Origin of the sequence: Microbispora sp. H10836, assembly GCF_012999525.1 — a bacterium.
Taxonomy (GTDB): Bacteria; Actinomycetota; Actinomycetes; order Streptosporangiales; family Streptosporangiaceae; genus Microbispora.
Genome location: NZ_JABBWU010000012.1, coordinates 135,346 through 152,772 on the forward strand (window position 1 = coordinate 135,346; position 17,427 = coordinate 152,772).

The window sequence follows — 17,427 nt, forward strand, 5'->3', positions numbered from 1 at the left end:
CGCCCGAGGTTCCTTCCGGCGGCCGCCGCGCCGCGTGTCAGCGCAGCGGCTCCCCTTCCGGCAGGGCCAGGGCGGGCAGCTCCGCCCGGGTGGGCAGCCCTTCCCAGTCCCCGGCGCAGGCCACGGAGGCGGCGCCGAGCAGGGTCGCCCGTTCGAGCCGGCCGTACGCGTCGAGCCCGTCGAGCCGCCCGGACAGGTATCCGGCGGTGAACGCGTCGCCCGCGCCGACGACGTCCACGACGGGCACCCTGCGCGCGGGGACGTCGAAGGAGGTGCGCCGGTCGTGGTAGCCGGCGCCCGCGGCGCCGCGCTTGACGACGACCTCCTCGACTCCGGCCTCCAGCAGGGCCGCCACTTGGTCGCGGTCGCCCTCGCCGTCCGCCACGAGGGCCAGCTCGTCGTCGGACGCGATCAGCACGGTCACGTACGGCACCAGCGGGCGCAGCGCTCGCGCGGCCGCCTCCCGGGTCCAGAGCAGGGAGCGGTGGTTGACGTCGAGGCTCACCCAGGCGCCGGACCGGCGCACCTCGCGGGCGGCGGCGGTGACGGCCTCCAGCGGCGCGGGCCCCAGCGCCGGCGTGATGCCGGTGAGGTGCAGGCCCGCCTGACCCGCGTCGACGGCGGGCCGCACCTCCGTCCAGGACAGCGCCGAGGCGGCCGAGTCCCTGCGGTAGTAGTGCACGCGGGCCCGGCCCCCGGCGGCCACGTCCCGGAGCAGCAGGCCTGTCGGGGCGTCCGTACGCCGCACGACGTGGTCGGTGAGGACGCCCTCGGCTCGCAGTGTGCGCAGGACGAGCTCGCCGGGCTCGTCGTTCCCGAGGGCGCCGGCCCAGCGGGCCGTGTGCCCGAGGCGGGACAGGGCGATCGCGACGTTGGCCTCGGCGCCGGCCACGGACACGCGCGCGTCGCCGCCCAGGCGCAGCGATCCGGCGCAGCGGACCGTGACCATCGCCTCGCCGATCGTCAGGACGTCCGCCCTCATAGCGCGCCCACCAGGCCGAGCGCCTTTCTCACGCGGCGGCGCAGGCCGTCCAGGTCGCCGCCGCGCGGGGCGTCGCCGAGCAGCGGCGAGCCGAGACCGACCGCGACGGCGCCGGCCTCCAGATAGTCGTGCACGCTGTCGAGGCCGACACCGCCGACCGGAACGAACGGCACGGCGGGGAACGGGTCGCGCAGCGCGCGCAGATAGGAGGCCCCTCCCGCGGAGGCGGGGAAGAGCTTGACGGCGGCGGCGCCCCGCGCGGTCGCGGCGATGACCTCGGTGGGGGTCAGCGCCCCGGCGAGCACGGGCAGTCCGAGGCGCAGCGCCTCGTCCACTCCTTCGCCGAGGCCGGGCGTGACGACGAACGTGGCGCCCGCGTCCCGGGCCGCGACGGCGTCCCGTGCGGTCAGCACGGTTCCGGCGCCGAGGTGCACGTCCGCGCCCAGGGAGGAGGCCGCCTTCCGGATGACCGGCAGCGCGCCGGCGCCGCTGAGCGAGACCTCCATCAGGGTCACGCCCTCTTCGGCGAGGACGTCGATGCTGCGCAGCGCCGCCACCGGGTCGTCGCCGCGGACGATGGCCAGGAGCCGCCGGGCGCCGAGTAGGTCGAGCAGATCGTGTGGGTGCACGCGGTCACCATTCTGCGTAGGAAGCGGCCGGGTGGCGCCGGCTCGGAGAGCGCCGGCGCATGGCCCTGCTTGTCGGCCTCACGATGCCCAGCCTCGGGTCGGTCGGCATCAAGCCGGCCGGCCCGGCATGGGCGGCCGTGTCATCGTCTACCACATCTGCGGCCGCGGGTGGTGCTCCGAGCCGCTCTGACAGTCGATTGCGTCGGTCCGACGTGTGGCTGGGCGAGGCGTCCGCGGACGCGGGGCCGCAGGACCTGCGCTCGGAAGCTGTCGCCCGTCTTGGATAGCGTCTGGGCCATGCGGCTTCATGTGGGATGCGCGATGTGGACGCACGCGCCGTGGCGGGGGCGTCTGCTGCCGCATCCGCTTCCTCCCGGGGAGCGGCTGCGGGCCTACGCGACCTGGTGCAACGCGGTCGAGGGCAACACCACGTTCTACGCGACGCCCTCGCGGGACACGGTCGAATCGTGGGCGCGGCAGACCGACCCCGGCTTCCGCTTCGTGGTCAAGCTGCCCAAGCCGATCACCCACGAGCGCCGTCTCACGGGGGCCGACGAGGACCTGCACGCCTTTCTCGACGCGATCGAGCCCCTGGGCCCGCGCGCCCACGCGCTGTGGATCCAACTCCCGGGCTCGTTCGGCCCGGCGGACACCGGCGCGCTGGCGGCCTTCCTCGGCCGCCTTCCCCGTGCGTACCGGTACGCCGTGGAGGTGCGTCACCGCGCGTTCTTCGACGACCCCCGGGCCGTACGGCTCCTGGAACGCGTGCTGACCGGGGCGAAAGCCGAGTGGATCCCGTTCGACACGACCGTCCTGTTCCGCAGCCCGCCGACCAGCGACGCCGAACGGGACGCCTGGACGAAGAAGCCGCGCGTGCCGCTGCGTACGGCGGCGCTCACCGATCGCCCGATCGTCCGCTACATCGGCCGAGACGACCCGGAGCGTACGGCCGAGGGCTGGCGGCACTGGGTGGACGCGGTGGCCGGATGGCTGCGCGAGGGCCGCTCGCCGACGGTGTTCGTCCACACGCCCGACAACGCCGACGCGCTGACGCTCGCCCGCCGGTTCCACGACGACGTGCGCGCCGAGGTGCCCGGCGTGGAGCCGCTGCCCGAGCCTGTTTCGCAGGGACCGGCGCCGGACGAGCCGCTCACCCTGTTCTGATCACCGTTTGACGGCCCGCAGCACGACGAACTTCGGGTCGCTCGCGACGACCTCGCAGCCGCCGAAGAGCCGGCGCAGCTTGACGTGGTAGCCGAGGTGGCGGTTGCCGACCACCCACAGCTCGCCGCCCCGGCGCAGCGCGGCGCGCGAGCCGTTGAACATCCGCCAGGCGGTCGCGTCGGTCCTGCCCCGGTGGCTGTGGAACGGCGGGTTGTTCAGGACCAGGTCGGCCGTGCCCGGAGGGAAGCCCGACAGGCCGTCGGCCGCCACGAACCGGGCGGTTGCGCCCGCCGGGGCGTTCGCCCGGAAGGTGGCCTCCGCCGAGGCCAGCGCCTGGTGGGACTCGTCGACGAACGTCACCTCGGTCTCGTCGCCGGCCAGCGCGGCGGCGAGCCCGACGACCCCGTTGCCGCAGCCGAGGTCGACCACGTGCTCGCTCCCCGTACGCGCGGGCAGGTTGCGCAGCAGGAGCCGGGTGCCGGCGTCGAGGCGCTCGGCGGAGAAGACGCCGGCGTGGTTGACGACGGTCAGGCCGGAGACGACCCCGACGTCGGCGGGCAGCGCGTAGCTCCGCGGCCACGGGCTCACACCTCGGGGCAGCCCGGCGCCGGGCGAGCAGAAGATCAGCCGCGCCTTCTTCACCGCCAGCGAGGTCCGGGTCGGCCCGAGGACGCGTTCGAACAGCTTCAGCGTCGAGGTGTGGATCTCGGTGACCATCCCCGTGCCGACGACCACGGTGCCCTCGTGCACGTGCGGGGCGAGGCGGTGCAACTGGTCCTCCAGGAGGGCGAGGCTCTTAGGCACCCGCACCAGCAGCACGTCGATCCGTTCCGGCGGCGCGTCCCTGGTCGTGCGCAGCCTTACGGCGCTCGCGTCCAGGCCGTTGCGCTCCAGGTTGGCGCGGGTGGCCTGCTGACCGAGGAAGGAGTCGCTGATCTGGACCGGCCGGTGGACGGGGCGGTGCGCGGCGAGCGCGGTGACGAGGGCGCCCCACCGATCGCCCAGCACGACCACGGTCCCCGACAGGTCCACCGGCCCGCCCTCGCGTTCGTCGAGGTGCCGCAGCAGGTATTCGTCGGCCGCGTCCCATGCGCGGAGCGGGTCGCGGGGGTCCTCGGGAAATCGGGCGAGGTCGAAGTCTCCCCGCGCCGTCGTCATACGGTCCATCAGAGCCTCAGGCTAGTGCCGCGGCCGACAAGGTTCGCCCGGGCGAGGATCGGCGGGAGGGGCACGAGTGCCCCGGCTCAGGGACGGCGGCGGGCCATCCAGAACCACATCGACGCCAGGGCCGCGATCGCGACGCAGGCGCCGACGGCCATGCCGGCGAAGAAGCCCGCCCCGCCACCGTCGGACGGCGCCAGCACAAGCCCGGGCACGACCAGGGCGAGCAGGGCCACGGCCATCAGCAGGTAGAAGCGCCGGCTGAAGAAGACGCTGCTCCGGGGCGCCGCGGGCGGCGAGTCGAGCTGCGCGGCAGGTCCCACGCTGGCGGCCCTGGGCCGCTTGAAGTACCGGTAGTACATCCAGGTGCCGCAGGGCTCCCAGCCCTCGGGCGCCAGCCGCGCCGCCAGCGCGCGGCCCCTGCCCGGAGGCACCAGTTCCCTGCGGTACTCCCATCGCTGCGGCCGTTCCGGATCGCGGTGGCTGACGAACCTGCCGAGATGGTCGATCCGGTCGATCTCCCAGCCCTGGTCGCCGAACCGGGCCAGCGTCTGCCGGTCGGCGAAGATGTCCGCGGTCCACCGCCATTCGGTCGCGTCCGCCGGGTCGGCCTCGGGCGCGCGCGCCGTCAGCAACTGCCCCGCGAAGTCGCCGACCGGCCCGAACTCCTCCTCCGGGTCGGCGCCGGTCTCCGCAACGTACGCGGCGAGGTCGGAGACGGTGGCCTCGACCTGCTCCGCGGGCACGCCGCCCTCGCGCAACAGGGCCTTCAGCTCGTCGAGGTAGGTGCTCACTTCAGTCCTCCCGAGGCCAGCACTGTGCGTACGGACTCGTCGAACGCCAGCCACAGGCGGCCCTGCTCGGCCAGCGTCTGCCTGCCCTGTTCGGTCAGCCGGTAGTAGCGCCGGCCCGGCCCGCGCTCGGTCACCCGGAACTCGGCCGACACCAGGCCCGCCTCCTCCAGGCGGTTGAGCACGGGATAGAGCGTGCCGCCCCGGATCTGGCCGAGCCCGGAGCCGGCCAGCATCTTGGCGATCTCGTAGCCGTAGTTCTCGCCCTCCGTCAGGGTGGCCAGCACCAGCAGGTCGAGGACGCCCTTGAGCCAACTCGCGCGGCGGTCGGTCGCCATGACGTCATCCTCGCACGGTAGGAGTACTACCTAGACCGCTTGACCGACCGTCCCCCGGGGAGGTGCCGGCAGGCACACGAGCCCCCGGACGTCGATCAGGACGTGCATCACGATCGGCGGCAACAGGCTGCCGGTGGCCAGATACACGATGGTGAGCCAGAAGCCGAGGAGAGCCACCACGGCCATGCCCTTCCAGCCCTGGTACCAGTGGCCCGCCACGAAGACCGCCAGGGCCAGGGCGGCGGCCGCGGTGGTGCTCAGGCCCAGGGCGCCGACGCCGAGCGCGATGAGCAGGCCACGGTAGACGATCTCCTCGCAGACGCCCGCGGTGACCGCCATGCCCAGGCCGTGCCACCGCTCGGCGGAAGTGCGGGGCATCAACTCCGCCACGGCCGCCTGGCCCGGTACGGCGCGGCCGGAGCGGGCCAGGCGGTGCAGCAGCACAGTGCCGATCACGATGGCGCCGGTCATGCCGGCGACCGCCGGGGCGATCTGGCTGAGGTTGGTCGGCGTCGCGAAGCCCAGATCCGCGGGGCGGACCCCCGGCGACAGCACCAGGATCAGCGCCGCCACGGCGACCCAGACCCACTCCTCGGCGATCCACAGCCGGTACGCGTGCACCAGCGCCCGGGGGGCGTGGTCGCGGCGGCGCGCCAGCCGGTCGTACTGCCGCCTGCCCAGCCACGGGGAGACGAAGGCCAGATAGGCCGTCAGCGGGGCCGCGAGGAGAAGGCTCGGAGCCGAGAAGCTCATGGATTGCCGCCCTTCTTACGTCAGATTACGAGCTAGACGATAGAGCGAGCTAGTTAGGATTGCAATCTAGGTAGAGGGGTAACCATTTCAGGGACGATCATCGGCTGTGCTAGCGTTCGCGGCATGATGCGCGCCCTGACGACGACGCCGGAGACCGTCCCGGCGCGCTGACACGTACCTTCACCGAAGCCCCGGGGCGAGTGCCCCGGGGCTTCGTCGTCGTCCGGTCACTCGCCTCGCCGCGGACGAACGCGAGGAGACCGCGATGCACGACCACCGCAAGCTGGGCCGCGAGCTCGGCCTGTTCGACACCGACCCGCTGATCGGCGCCGGGCTGCCCTACTGGCTGCCCGACGGCGCCGTCATCCGTCACACCCTGGAGGAGTACATCCGCGACGCCGAACGGCGGGCGGGCTACCGGCACGTGTACTCCCCCGTGCTGGGCAAACGGGAGCTGTACGAGATCTCGGGGCACTGGTCCCACTACAGCGACGACATGTTCCCGCCGATGGAGCTCGGGGGCGAGCAGGTCGTGCTGCGGCCGAGCCTGTGCCCCCACCACGCGTTGATCTACCGCTCCCGTTCGCACAGCTACCGCGAGCTGCCGCTGCGCGTCGCCGAGCTGGGCGGCATGTACCGCTCCGAGCTGTCGGGCGTGCTCGGCGGGCTCACCCGGGTGCGGGCGATCCAGCTCAACGACGCGCACATCTTCTGCACCCTCGACCAGGTCGCCGACGAGGCGGCCGGGGCCCTGGAGCTGATCCGGCAGGCGTACGAGGTGCTCGGCATCCGCCCGGTCCGCTACCGGCTCTCGCTGCCGAGGGCCGGCGGGAAGTACGTCGCCGCCCCCGAGATGTGGCGGCGGGCGACCGGCATGCTGACCGGCGTCCTCGACCGCTCCGGGCTGGCGTACGAGGCCGTGGAGGGCGAGGCCGCTTTCTACGGCCCGAAGATCGACGTGCAGATCGCCGACGGCGCCGGGCGCGAGGCGACCCTGTCCACCGTGCAGGTCGACTTCCACCAGCCCGAGCGGTTCGACCTGCGCTACGTCGGCCCGGACGGCGGCAGGCACCGGCCCGTCATGGTCCACCGCAGCATCATCGGCAGCGTGGAGCGGGCGGTCGCGCACCTTATCGAGGTGTACGGCGGCGCCTTCCCCGCCTGGCTCGCCCCCACCCAGCTCGTGGTCCTGCCGGTGACCGAGGCCGAGGCGCCCCCGGCCGAGGCGCTCGTACGGCGCTGCGCCGAGCTGGGCCTGCGGGCGGAGGTCTCCGGTCCCGAGCAGGGCAGCCTGGGCGCCCGCGTCCGGGCCGCCCGGCTGGCGCCGTACCAGGCGGTGATCGGCGCGAAGGAGGCCGGGAGCGACCAGGTCGCGCTGCGCCTGCGCGACGGGCGCGCACTGGAGGCGATGCCCGCCGCCGAGGCGCTGGCCCGCATCGGCGCTCTCGCCGAGGCCCGCGCCGCCGACCTGTGGGAACCGGCCGTCCAGCGGGCCTGACCGCGCGCTGACGACGCTGACGGCCCCCGGCGCCACGGTTCACTCGTCGGCGAGTTGTGCGAACAGACGGGAGGCCTCGGGCTGCTTCCACTCGATCCGGTTCGGATCCCGCTCGGCGGGCCGCCACGGCACGGTCAGGGCCGTGACCCGGGTGCCGGCCCGCTGCAGGTCCACGGCCAGCGTGAGCATGGCGTCCAGGTCCAGCCCCGCGTCGGTGGTGACCGACGTGGCGGCCACGCGGACGAAGGAGACCAGGGCGGCGGGCTCGCCGAGACGAGAGGCCTTCTTCAGCATCGCCTGCATCAGGGTCATGTTCCGCTTGATGCGGGCGATGTCGGAGCCGTCGCCCACGTACCGCAGGCGCGCGTACGCCACCGCGGTCCGGCCGTCGACGAGGGAGCGGCCCGCGGGCAGCTTGAGCTTCGACTTGGGGTCGTCCACCGCGCGGGGGAGGGTGACCTCGACGCCGCCGAGCGCGTCGACCAGCTTCGCCAGGCCGTCGTAGCGGATGGCGACGGCGTGGTCGACGCGCACGCCCGTCGTGGTCTCCACCGTCTTCCACGCACAGGCCAGGCCACCGATCGCGTACGCCTGATTGATCATGTCGACGTGCGCGGCGACGGTCCGGCCGTCGGCGGACCGGCACTGCGGGATCCGGACCAGGGAGTCGCGGGGCAGGCTGACGGCCGTCGCCCGCTTCCGGTCGGCGGACAGCCGCAGCAGGATGATGAGATCGCTGTGCTCCGCGGGGTTGCCGCCGTGCAAGGGCGGCTGGTCGGTGCCGAGGAGCAGCACCGTCAACGCCTCGCCCTGCTTGAACGGGCGGTCTCCCGTGGCCGGCGTCAGGAGGTGCGCGCCGGTGCTCCCGCGCAGCAGCACGGTCGGCACCACGATCAGCGCGGCGGTGACCGCCGCGACCGCCGCCAGGGCGATCCAGCCCGCCCGGCGGCCGCCCGGCCACCTCGCCGGCCACCTCGCCGGGCGCCGCCTGCGCCCGTCCGCCGCCTCGTCGAGCAGGCGGCTTCGCTGGCGTACGAGACCGGCGGGAGGCTCGTGCTCGAGACCCCGGCCGAAGTCGCGGAGCGTCGTGAGGTCGTCCATGGTCACTCCTCGTCCCGCAGCGGATTGGTGTGGCCGAGCGCCTCGCGCACCTTGCGACGGGCCCGGTTCAGGCGTGAGCGCACCGTGCCCACGGGGATGCCGAGTGCCTGCGCCACCTCGTCGTACGACAGGTCCGCCCACGCGATGAGCAGCAGGACGTCGCGGTCGCCCTTCGGCAGGCGCGCGAGCGCGGAGGCGAGCAGCGGGCGGACGGCCGTCGCGCGCACGCCGTCCTCGACCCGTTCGGCGGGGGACTCCGCGACGTCGTCGAGAGGACTGCGGGTGAGCGCGCGATAGCGCGCGGCCTCGTCGCGGTGGTGCCGGGAGACGAGCTTGCTGACGATGCCGAACAGCCAGGGACGGGCGTCCGGGCGGGTGAGGTCGTAGCGGTCCCGGCGCCGGAACGCGACGAGGAACGTCTCACCCACCATGTCCTCGGCGACCTCCGGACCGAGTCGGCGGGACACGTAGCGGTAGAGCATCGCCGCGTAGCGGTCGAACAGCGCCGCGAACGCCTCGGGCCGCGCCCTGGACTCGGCGATCAGGTCCGAGTCCTGGCGTGGGGTGGCAAGGGGGATCATCAACGACACCATGGCATCGAGCCGGACCTAACTTCGGGAATCTGACAGCCATGTCTCGCCACTCGTGCCGCTGGGAGTTCACGGGCGCTACTCGCCGACGTATACTCGCGAACGAGTATCAGAATGAGGTGAGGCACTTGGCCGGACGGCGGAAGGTGAACAACCTGCTGGGCCTGGCCGTGCTCGCCACCGTCGTCGAGCGGCCGATGCACCCGTACGAGATGGCCACGCTGATCCGCGCCCGCGGCAAGGACCGCGACATGGGCGTCAAGTGGGGCTCGCTCTACACGGTCGTGCGCAACCTGGAGAAACACGGGTTCCTGGCCGTGGAGGAGACCGTGCGGCAGGGGGCGCACCCCGAGCGCACGATCTACCGCATCACCGACGCCGGACGGGCGGAACTGGCCGACTGGGCGCGCGACCTGATCGCGACGCCGGAGCGGGAGCAGTCACGTTTCCAGGCCGGTCTGTCGGTGGGCGCCGTGCTGCCGCCGGACGAGCTGGCCGGCCTGCTGCGCCGGCGGCTGGCCCTGCTGGACGAGGACATCACCGCCCAGCGGCGGATGCTCGACACCGCACGCCGGGAGGTGCCGCGGCTGTTCCTCGTGGAGGCGGAGTACGAACTCGCCGTTCGTGAGGCCGAGGCGTCCTGGGTCCGCTCCTTCCTGGAGGAGCTGACCACGGGGTCGTTCCCCGGCCTGGACCTGTGGCGGGCCTGGCACGAGTCCGGGCGGATGCCGCCGGAGGTGGCCGAACTCGCGGAAAGGGGCCGTACGACGGACTGAACTCGCAGGAACGGACCCCGGCGAGGTGCGGGAACACCTGGCCGGGGCCCGTGACCCCCGAACCGAAACCGCGGGCGGAATCCGGCCGGAAGGTGGCAACCGCAAGGATATCCGGGCTCCCTCCGCGGGCCGGTTCGGACACGCATGATCCGGAACCGGAGGAGAACCATGGAAAAGATCACGAAGACCCGGGCGCCCGGCATGGAGGGCGCGATGGCCCGGTGGTACGCGCGGCAGCGTGCCTCGGCGCCCCAGATCGCCGTCGTACGGCGGTACGCCGCGCGGGTCACCGCCGGGCTGCCGGCCGGGGCGGCCGTCCTGGAGGTGGCTCCCGGGCCCGGTTACCTGGCCGTCGAGATGGCACGGCTCGGCTTCGCCGTGACCGCGCTCGACCTGAGCCGCACGTTCGTGGAGATCGCCGCGGACAACGCCCGGCGGGCGGGGGTGCGCGTCGACGTGCGGCGGGGCGACGCCGCCGATCTCCCCTTCCCCGGCGGCTCGTTCGACCTGGTCGTCTGCCAGGCCGCGTTCAAGAACTTCGGGCGGCCCGTCCGCGCGCTGGACGAGATGCACCGGGTGCTGCGTCCCGGTGGCACCGCGGTGGTGCACGACATGACCAGGGAGGCGTCCCGGGCCGACATCGACGAGGAGGTCAGGGGGATGGGGCTGACGCCGCTGAACTCCGTCCTGACCAAGGTGCCGCTGCTGATGCTGCGCCGCCGCGCCTACTCCCGCGACCTGTTCGCCCGCTTCGCCGCCGAGAGCGCGTTCGGCACCTGCGAGATCCGCACGGAGGGGATCACCGCCGAGGTCCGGCTGACGAAGTAGGTCCGAAGATCCCGGGGTGGGGTTCCCCACTCCGCCCCGGGCGTCCGGTCAGACGGACGCGGCGGTCATCGCGTCGAGCGTCTCGGTCATGTGCTTGCGCAGCTCCTCGAGGCGTACGTCGAGGATGATCGGCGCGATCTCCGGGTGGCTGTGGATCATCTCGCGCAGGCCGCTGTGCCCCGGGCCGTGCACGAAGCTGTGCCGTACCAGGGTCTGGCCGGGAAGGTCGCCGGGCTCGAGGTCGTAGCGCCAGGACGACGAGGGGCGCTCCGGGTCGGCGGCACGGTCGAGCACCAGCCAGGCGAACGAGCGCTGGTGCTCGACCTCGGTCACGACGCAGTTCACCGTCCAGACCCGGCCCTCGCGGCGGTTGCGCCCCTCGAAGCGGGTCCCCACGGTGATCGGTCCCTCGCCGCCGTCGAGCAGGGCGGTGTGCTCGCACTCGGGGCTCCACTCGCTCACCCGGTGGACGGCGGTGACGAGGTCCCACAACCGCCCCTGCGGCATGTCGACGACGACCTCGAGGTCCACCCGCGCGCCGGTGATGCCGTAGTCCTCCATGCTGACCTCCGTGTGCGGCGTCCCGTCCCCCTCACCATGGACCACCGGCATGCCGGTGAACAGACCCGCCCTTATCGCAGAATGCGCGGTTTCAGGAGACGGCCGCGACGGCCGCGGGCTCCTCGTCGGCGACCCGCAGCCCGCGTACGCCGGGGGCCAGCAGCGCGGCCAGCGTGACCAGCACGATGATCATCCCGCAGGCGACCAGCGCCGGCCGCGGCCCGACCGCGATGGCCGCCGGCCCGGCCAGCAGCAGGCCGAGCGGCCCGAACATCAGGGATCCGAGCGCGTCGTAGGAGCTCACCCGCGACAGCGACTCGGCCGGGATCTCGCGTTGCATGGTGGTCTGCCACAGCACGCCGAAGATGTCGAAGCACACCCCCATCACGAACGCGCCGCCGATGACCGTCCACAGCGGCGCGCTCATGCCCAGCAGCAGGTACGGCAGAGCCGTGGGCAGGGTGACGAGCGTTCCGATCAGGATGGGCCGCCGCGGCCGCAGCCGCAGCGTGACGACCACCCCGACGATCATGCCGACGGCCTCGCCCGCCAGGACCGCCGACCAGGCGGGCGCCCCGCCGAGCGACTCCTTGGCGACCAGCGGCCCGAGCACGCCGTGGGCGGCCTGCAATGCCATGACCAGGATCGAGAACTGGGCGACCACCACCCACAGCCACTGCCGGGAGACGAACTCGCGCCAGCCGGACCGCAGGTCGGCCAGCACCGAGTGCCCGCCGGCCGAGCTCCGTTCGGCGGGGGTGAGGCGCAGCAGCGTGATCAGCGCGCCGGCCGTGGCGAACATCGCCCCGCTGACGGCCAGCGCCCACCCTCCGCCCAGCAGCACCACGGCGGCGCCGCTCAGCACCAGGCCGGCGACCCGGGAGATGTTCTGTCCCAGTCCCAGCAGGGCGTTGGCGGTCTGCAGCCGGTCGGCGGGCACGACGTCGGGGATGATGCCGGTCAGGGCGGGGAACAGGATCGCGGTCGCGATGCCGCTCACCGCGCTCGCGATGACCAGCGCGGGCAGCGGCGTCCATCCCGTCAGCATCATTGCGGCCAGGCAGAAGTACGCCAGCGCGTTGATCGACTCTCCCGCCGTCATGACCCGGTGGCGCGGCAGCCGGTCGGCGATCACCCCGCCGACCAGCATGAAGAGCACCATCGGCAACGCCTCGGCGGTGAGCACGGCAGACAGCGTCCTGCCGTCCGCGCCCGGGAGGCCGAGCACGCCGAAGGCGAGGGCCACCGGCGCGAAGGCGGTGCCGAGTACGGAGATCGTCCGGGCCGCCAGCAGCAGGGCGAACCGCCGATCCCTGAGCATGCCGAGATCATGGCGGAAGCCAGGCATGAGAGAACTCCGGATGACGTGGAACACGAAGAGGGGGACACTCCATCGTGCCGTCCCCGCTCGCGCCCGTCACCTCATTTACGCCGCACGCGCGTCGACGGCGGAGGAGGCGGAATAGCGGCGGCATCTGCCGTCGAGCCAGGCGCGGTAGTCGGGGGTGTGACTGGTCATCACGCTGGTGGGGGCCTCGTCGAACACGGCCTGCCATCGGGGCGCGTTGAGCTGCCAGGGGGGTGGTGGTTCGTCCCACGCGACGCCGTCGGTCCACTTCGCCGCCGAACCTCGCAGATGCCCGGGCAGCCGGTCGGCGAGCTCCGCCTTGATCCACTGGTCCCGTGAGTAGACGAGGATCGGCTGGGCGTGCTGCCGTTCGACGACGGGATCGACGATCTCCCGCCACGCGGAGGGTCCGTACGCGGGGTCGGCCAGGACGGGCGCCGCGGACTTCTTGATCTCGAGCAGCGCGACCAGTCCCCGGGCGCGGACGTGGTCGAGCCACTCCCGCAGCGTCGGCACGGGCTCGCCCGCGTAAGGGCCGCGGGCGACGCGGCGGTCCCGCAGGTCGCCCGGCCCGTCGGCCCACCAGGTCTCGCGGATCTCCTGCCGGGGGCCGGTCAGCCCGTTGGTCGTCCTGTTGTGCCACATGACCGCCTTCGCGCCCCGCCTCGTGAGCTGGACGTCGGCCTCCACACCGTCGGCGCCCCACGACCACTGGTCGTCGACCGCCCGCAGCACGTTGGGCTGACGGATCGCGTCCTTCGCCTTGGCCCCGGCGCTCTTCGGGTAGCCGCCGTGACCGAAGACCAGCGGGCACGGCGGCAGGTCCGTGGGGGGCGCGGGAGCGGCGAGCACCGCGGCCGCGAGGGTCAGCGCGACACCCGCACATGCCCCGGTCATCGTTCCCCCCGTCTGTCGGCCAGCAGGCATTGTGCGCGGACGCCAGGAGGACGGGCGGCTGACACAAAGCCACAAAAAGTAAAAAGTTCCCCAAATTTCCACGAGCACATAAGGGCCCTGTGCTCAGGGCGAAGGGCGGGACGTGACGGAACGACGCCGGGATACCAAAGGGCGTCCAGCACTTATCCCCGGCTGCGGCAGGTAACCTCATCGGGAAGGCAAGAGCGATCCTCCATACAGTCCGCTCTTGCGGATGCCTTGCGAAAGGTGGCCGGCGGATCGATGAGCGGAGGTGATCGCATCCTGCGGCTTACTCCAGTGAGCGGCCCGTCTGTCGACCTGGACGAGTCGTCTGTCGAAGCGATGGCCGGGCTGGTGCAGGCCATGCTTGACGCGATCTCCATTCAGGGTGTCTGGCTGGCGCCCATCCGCGACAAGGCCGGCGCGATCGCCGATTTCGAGGTGCTCGCGGCCAGTCCCGACGCGAGGGACATCCGCGATCGGGCCGGCAAGGAGCTCGTCGGTCTGCGGACGATCGAGGCGTATCCGGGCGTCGGCGGTTCCCCGCTGTGGGATGCCTACCTTCGTGTCATGGAGACGGGGGAACCCGAGAACGTCGACCCCTACATCCACCGGGAGACCGGGGAAGGCGTCTCGCACCTGTCCACCTACGGCGTCCGCCTCGCCCCGCTGCACGGCGGCCTCTTGGCCTCCTGGGTGCGCCACGACAGGGAGGAGCGCCTGTCGGCCAGGCTGCTCCACACCGAGCGCCTGGGCCACCTCGGATGGGGGCACTGGAGCCTTGTCACCGGCGAGGCCGAGTGGTCGGACCAGCTCTACACCATCCACGGGCGCGACCCGGCCGAGGGGCCGTTCGCGCTGGAGCACTACCGCGAGATCGCCCACCCGGACGACGTGCCGATCGTCGAGCACGCGCTCACGACGCTGACCAGCAGCGGCGGGCCGCACGAGTTCGAGGTCCGCATCCGCGTCGGCGGCGAATACCGGCACATCAGGGCAACGGCCGAGGTCAGCCGGGACGCGAACGGCCGGCCCGTCGAGATCCACGGCGTCGTGCAGGACGTGACCGACTGGCGCAGGACCGCCGACGAGCTCGCCGAGGTCACCCAGCGGCTGGAGGAGGAGTCGCAGCTCACCGCGCGACTGCAGAGCATCATCCTGCCCGTGCAGGACACGGTGCCCGGGCTGCAGATCGGCGTGCGCTACTTTCCCGCCGAGACCGCTCCGCTGGGCGGCGACTGGTACCAGGCCATCCACCTCGATCACGAGGAGGCGCTGCTGGCCGTGGGCGACGTCGCCGGGCACGGCCTGGCCGCCGCCTCAGCGATGGCCAAGCTGCGGCACGCGATCACCGGGCTGGCCTTCGCCGACCACGACCCGGCGCAGATCCTCGTGGCGCTGAACCGGCTGCTGCGGCGGATGCGGCCGGACGTGCTGGCGACGTCGGTGGTGGCCCGCTACCGGACCAAGGACCGCACGCTGCGGTGGACCCACGCGGGTCACCCGCCGATGCTGCTGGTCCGCGGGAGCAGGGTCCAGCGGCTGCTCCACCCGGGCGTGCTGCTCGGCGTCTTCGAGGACGTGAGCTACAGCTGCGCCGAGATCCGGCTGGAACCGGACGATCTACTCCTCATGTTCACCGACGGTCTTATCGAGCGGCCGGGCCGGGACCTGTTCGAGGGCCTGGACATCCTCAGCGCCGCGATCGCCGAGACAGTGCCGAAGGTGCCACCGCAGGATCGCGTGGCGGCGGTGATGGAGGCTCTGGCCCCGAGTAACACCGGCGACGACACCTGCATTCTGGTCGCGCGCATTTTGCCGAACTCCACGGAAGTGTCCTGATGTCTGATCTGCACAACATCTCGACAGCCGAGACCACGTTCGCCGCCGAGAGCAGCGGAAGCATCGGACTGCTGACGGTGCGGGGGACCCTCGACTTCACCACCCACGAGGTGGCCACGGAATTCCTCGACAAGGCCTTCGCTCATTTCGGGCCGTACCTCGTGGTGAACCTGCTCGAACTGGCCTTCCTCGACTCCAGGGCGACGGGCCTGCTGGTCAACTGCTGGAAGCGCGCGCTGGACGAGGGCGGCTGGATGGCCCTCGTCGCGGTCGAGCAGGGCGCGGCCCGCGCCCTGTGGATCACCGGGCTGGCCTTCCACGTCCCGGTCTTCCCCACTGTGGCGGACGCCCTCGCCGCCGCGCCGTCCCGCGAGCCGGAGTAGTCCGCAGGCCCGCCATCCGCGACCGACTCCCCTCAGGCACCGCCACTGGCGGGTAGAGCCCCGGAGCCGGGGGTAGCACCCGAGAAGTCGGCCGTGGAGGGGGCGAAGTCATGAAACGTCTCGTTGCCGGAGCGGCGGCCCTTGCCGCCGCGGGCCTGGGAGCGGCGCGATGGGCGGCCTCGCGTAGGCGTGTGCAGGCCGCGGCGAAGGACCCCCTGGAGTCGAGCCGCTGGCTCGGCGTCACGATCAACCGGCCGCCGGACGAGGTCGCCCCGGGTGGGCACCTGCCGGATCCGCTGGCCCGGGTGGACGCCGAGGTGCGGATGAACCGGGCGCCGGGCGACCGGGGCACGGAGATCTACGCCCGGCCGAGGGAGCACCGCGCGGGCGCCGAGGGCGTCCTCGCCCGGCTGCGGGGTGACGATCCCCGTACGGTGGTCCGTACGGCGTTGCGCGAGACGAAGTCCCTGCTGGAGACCGGCGACGTGCTGCGGTCGGACGAGGAGCTCGGCACGACCAGGCCGACGATGCCGGGCAAGGTGCTCGACATGGCGCTGGGACGCGCGGCGGAGGGGGGACGACTGTGAAGGCGCTGTGCTGGCAGGGCGTGAACGAGCTGTCGGTCGAGCAGGTGCCCGACCCCGCGATCCTCAACGCCCAGGACGCGATCGTGAAGGTGACGGCGAGCACCACCTGCGGTTCCGACCTTCACCTGCTCGGCGGATACATCCCCGCGATGCGGGCCGGGGACGTCATCGGGCACGAGTTCATCGGCGAGATCGTCGACGTCGGCCCCGAGGTGAACCGGCACCGCGTGGGTGACCGCGTCGTGGTCTGCTCCATCATCGGATGCGGCCGCTGCTGGGCCTGCCGGCACGACGAGTGGTCGCTGTGTGAGAACAGCAACCCCAAGCCGGGCGTCACGGACCTGATGTGGGGTGGCACGACCGCCGGCATCTTCGGCTACTCCCACGCCATGGGCGGCTTCCGGGGCAGCCACGCCGAGTACATCCGCGTTCCCTTCGTCGACTACAACGCGTTCACCGTCCCCGAGGGCATCGCGGACCTCGACGCCCTGTTCGCCTCCGACGCGGCCCCGACCGGCTGGATGGGCGCCGAGCTCGGCGGTGTGAAGCCGGGAGACGTGGTCGCGGTGTGGGGGTGCGGCGCCGTCGGCCAGATGGCCGCCCGGGCCGCCATGCTGCTCGGCGCCGAGCGGGTCATCGCGATCGACCGCTACCCGGAACGCCTCGCCATGACCGCCCGCCACGTCGGCTGCGAGGTGATCGACTACACGAGCACCGACGTCACCGCCGAGCTGCGCGAGCGCACCGGCGGCCGGGGCCCGGACGTGTGCGTCGAGGCCGTCGGCATGGAGGCCGACAGCACCGGGATCCAGCGCGTGTACGACGGGATCAAGCAGCAGCTCCGCCTGGAGCAGGACCGCCCGATCGCGGTACGCGAGGCGATCCACGCCTGCCGCAAGGGCGGCTCGGTGTTCGTGCTGGGGGTCTTCGCCGGATTCGTGGACAAGTTTCCACTCGGCGCGCTGATGAACAAGGGCCTCACGCTGCGCGGCGCGCAGCAGCACGGCCAGCGGTACATCCCGAAGCTCCTCGACCGGATCGCGAAGGGCGACCTGAAGACCTCCTACCTCGCGACGCACACGATGACGCTCGACGAGGGGCCGAAGGGCTACGACATGTTCAAGCACAAGAAGGACGGTTGCGTCCGCGCCGTCTTCCGCCCCTGGGCGTGACGTGA

18 protein-coding genes and 1 pseudogene are annotated in these 17,427 nt (G+C 72.7%); 8 read left to right on the forward strand and 11 right to left on the reverse strand.

Annotated elements, in window-relative coordinates; all coding sequences use genetic code 11:
- Window positions 1-37 precede the first annotated feature (37 nt).
- Window positions 38-982 carry a sugar kinase gene (locus HHX30_RS22535; protein ID WP_169983962.1) on the reverse strand — a complete coding sequence of 315 codons (945 nt, stop codon included), beginning with the start codon at window positions 980-982 and terminating at the stop codon, window positions 38-40.
- Window positions 979-1,611, reverse strand: a complete 633-nt coding sequence (locus tag HHX30_RS22540; protein ID WP_169983963.1) for a bifunctional 4-hydroxy-2-oxoglutarate aldolase/2-dehydro-3-deoxy-phosphogluconate aldolase — start codon at window positions 1,609-1,611, stop codon at window positions 979-981. Before HHX30_RS22540 ends, HHX30_RS22535 begins: the two co-directional genes overlap by 4 nt.
- 297 nt (window positions 1,612-1,908) lie before the next feature.
- Here HHX30_RS22540 and HHX30_RS22545 point away from each other — a divergent pair, with 297 nt between their 5' ends.
- Window positions 1,909-2,775: a DUF72 domain-containing protein gene (locus HHX30_RS22545; protein ID WP_169983964.1), complete on the forward strand. Its 867-nt coding sequence runs from the start codon at window positions 1,909-1,911 to the stop codon at window positions 2,773-2,775.
- Here the strand turns inward: HHX30_RS22545 and HHX30_RS22550 are convergent, their stop codons facing one another.
- The 4 genes from HHX30_RS22550 to HHX30_RS22565 form a co-directional block, all read right to left on the reverse strand.
- Entirely contained in the window at window positions 2,776-3,942 is a 1,167-nt protein-coding gene (locus tag HHX30_RS22550) for a methyltransferase (protein ID WP_169983965.1), read from the reverse strand.
- Between the two features lie 77 nt (window positions 3,943-4,019).
- A complete protein-coding gene (locus HHX30_RS22555) occupies window positions 4,020-4,730 on the reverse strand; it encodes a hypothetical protein (RefSeq protein WP_169983966.1) in 711 nt (236 codons plus the stop codon).
- Window positions 4,727-5,065, reverse strand: coding sequence for a PadR family transcriptional regulator (locus HHX30_RS22560; protein WP_169983967.1), 339 nt, complete (start codon window positions 5,063-5,065; stop codon window positions 4,727-4,729). The genes HHX30_RS22555 and HHX30_RS22560 overlap by 4 nt, the downstream gene beginning before the upstream one ends.
- A gap of 30 nt (window positions 5,066-5,095) precedes the next feature.
- Entirely contained in the window at window positions 5,096-5,818 is a 723-nt protein-coding gene (locus HHX30_RS22565; RefSeq protein WP_169983968.1) for a CPBP family intramembrane glutamic endopeptidase, read from the reverse strand.
- A 259-nt stretch (window positions 5,819-6,077) separates the two neighbouring features.
- Between HHX30_RS22565 and thrS the strand changes: the two are divergent.
- Window positions 6,078-7,316: pseudogene (thrS, locus tag HHX30_RS22570) on the forward strand (threonine--tRNA ligase); the annotation flags it as partial.
- Window positions 7,317-7,355: 39 nt separating this feature from the next.
- On the opposite strand, the gene HHX30_RS22575 reads toward thrS, so the two are convergent.
- Together HHX30_RS22575 and HHX30_RS22580 are read right to left on the reverse strand one after the other, a co-directional pair.
- Complete coding sequence (locus tag HHX30_RS22575; protein ID WP_169983970.1) at window positions 7,356-8,417, reverse strand: LCP family protein; 1,062 nt, start codon at window positions 8,415-8,417, stop codon at window positions 7,356-7,358.
- 2 nt (window positions 8,418-8,419) lie between these two features.
- Window positions 8,420-8,998 (reverse strand): RNA polymerase sigma factor, encoded by a 579-nt coding sequence (locus tag HHX30_RS22580; protein WP_249350318.1) that lies wholly within the window; start codon window positions 8,996-8,998, stop codon window positions 8,420-8,422.
- A 128-nt stretch (window positions 8,999-9,126) separates the two neighbouring features.
- Here HHX30_RS22580 and HHX30_RS22585 point away from each other — a divergent pair, with 128 nt between their 5' ends.
- Complete coding sequence (locus HHX30_RS22585; protein WP_311922719.1) at window positions 9,127-9,783, forward strand: PadR family transcriptional regulator; 657 nt, start codon at window positions 9,127-9,129, stop codon at window positions 9,781-9,783.
- A gap of 168 nt (window positions 9,784-9,951) precedes the next feature.
- Complete coding sequence (locus HHX30_RS22590) at window positions 9,952-10,611, forward strand: class I SAM-dependent methyltransferase (RefSeq protein ID WP_169983973.1); 660 nt, start codon at window positions 9,952-9,954, stop codon at window positions 10,609-10,611.
- A gap of 48 nt (window positions 10,612-10,659) precedes the next feature.
- On the opposite strand, the gene HHX30_RS22595 is transcribed toward HHX30_RS22590, so the two are convergent.
- The 3 genes from HHX30_RS22595 to HHX30_RS22605 all read right to left on the reverse strand — a co-directional run bounded on the left by HHX30_RS22595 (window position 10,660) and on the right by HHX30_RS22605 (window position 13,417).
- Entirely contained in the window at window positions 10,660-11,223 is a 564-nt protein-coding gene (locus HHX30_RS22595) for an SRPBCC family protein (protein ID WP_169983974.1), read from the reverse strand.
- A gap of 40 nt (window positions 11,224-11,263) precedes the next feature.
- Window positions 11,264-12,493 carry an MFS transporter gene (locus HHX30_RS22600; RefSeq protein ID WP_249350319.1) on the reverse strand — a complete coding sequence of 410 codons (1,230 nt, stop codon included), beginning with the start codon at window positions 12,491-12,493 and terminating at the stop codon, window positions 11,264-11,266.
- Window positions 12,494-12,598: 105 nt separating this feature from the next.
- Complete coding sequence (locus HHX30_RS22605) at window positions 12,599-13,417, reverse strand: glycerophosphodiester phosphodiesterase family protein (RefSeq protein WP_169983976.1); 819 nt, start codon at window positions 13,415-13,417, stop codon at window positions 12,599-12,601.
- A 282-nt stretch (window positions 13,418-13,699) separates the two neighbouring features.
- Here HHX30_RS22605 and HHX30_RS22610 point away from each other — a divergent pair, with 282 nt between their 5' ends.
- From HHX30_RS22610 to HHX30_RS22625, 4 genes are all read left to right on the forward strand, one after another.
- The gene (locus tag HHX30_RS22610; protein WP_169983977.1) at window positions 13,700-15,280 is read left to right on the forward strand and encodes a PP2C family protein-serine/threonine phosphatase; all 1,581 of its coding nucleotides are present in this window, start codon (window positions 13,700-13,702) and stop codon (window positions 15,278-15,280) included.
- On the forward strand, window positions 15,280-15,663 hold the full coding sequence (locus HHX30_RS22615; RefSeq protein WP_169983978.1) for an STAS domain-containing protein: 384 nt from the start codon (window positions 15,280-15,282) through the stop codon (window positions 15,661-15,663). Before HHX30_RS22610 ends, HHX30_RS22615 begins: the two co-directional genes overlap by 1 nt.
- 110 nt (window positions 15,664-15,773) lie before the next feature.
- The gene (locus tag HHX30_RS22620; RefSeq protein WP_211592369.1) at window positions 15,774-16,250 is read left to right on the forward strand and encodes a hypothetical protein; all 477 of its coding nucleotides are present in this window, start codon (window positions 15,774-15,776) and stop codon (window positions 16,248-16,250) included.
- A complete protein-coding gene (locus HHX30_RS22625) occupies window positions 16,247-17,422 on the forward strand; it encodes a zinc-dependent alcohol dehydrogenase (RefSeq protein ID WP_169983979.1) in 1,176 nt (391 codons plus the stop codon). Before HHX30_RS22620 ends, HHX30_RS22625 begins: the two co-directional genes overlap by 4 nt.
- Window positions 17,423-17,427 lie beyond the last annotated feature (5 nt).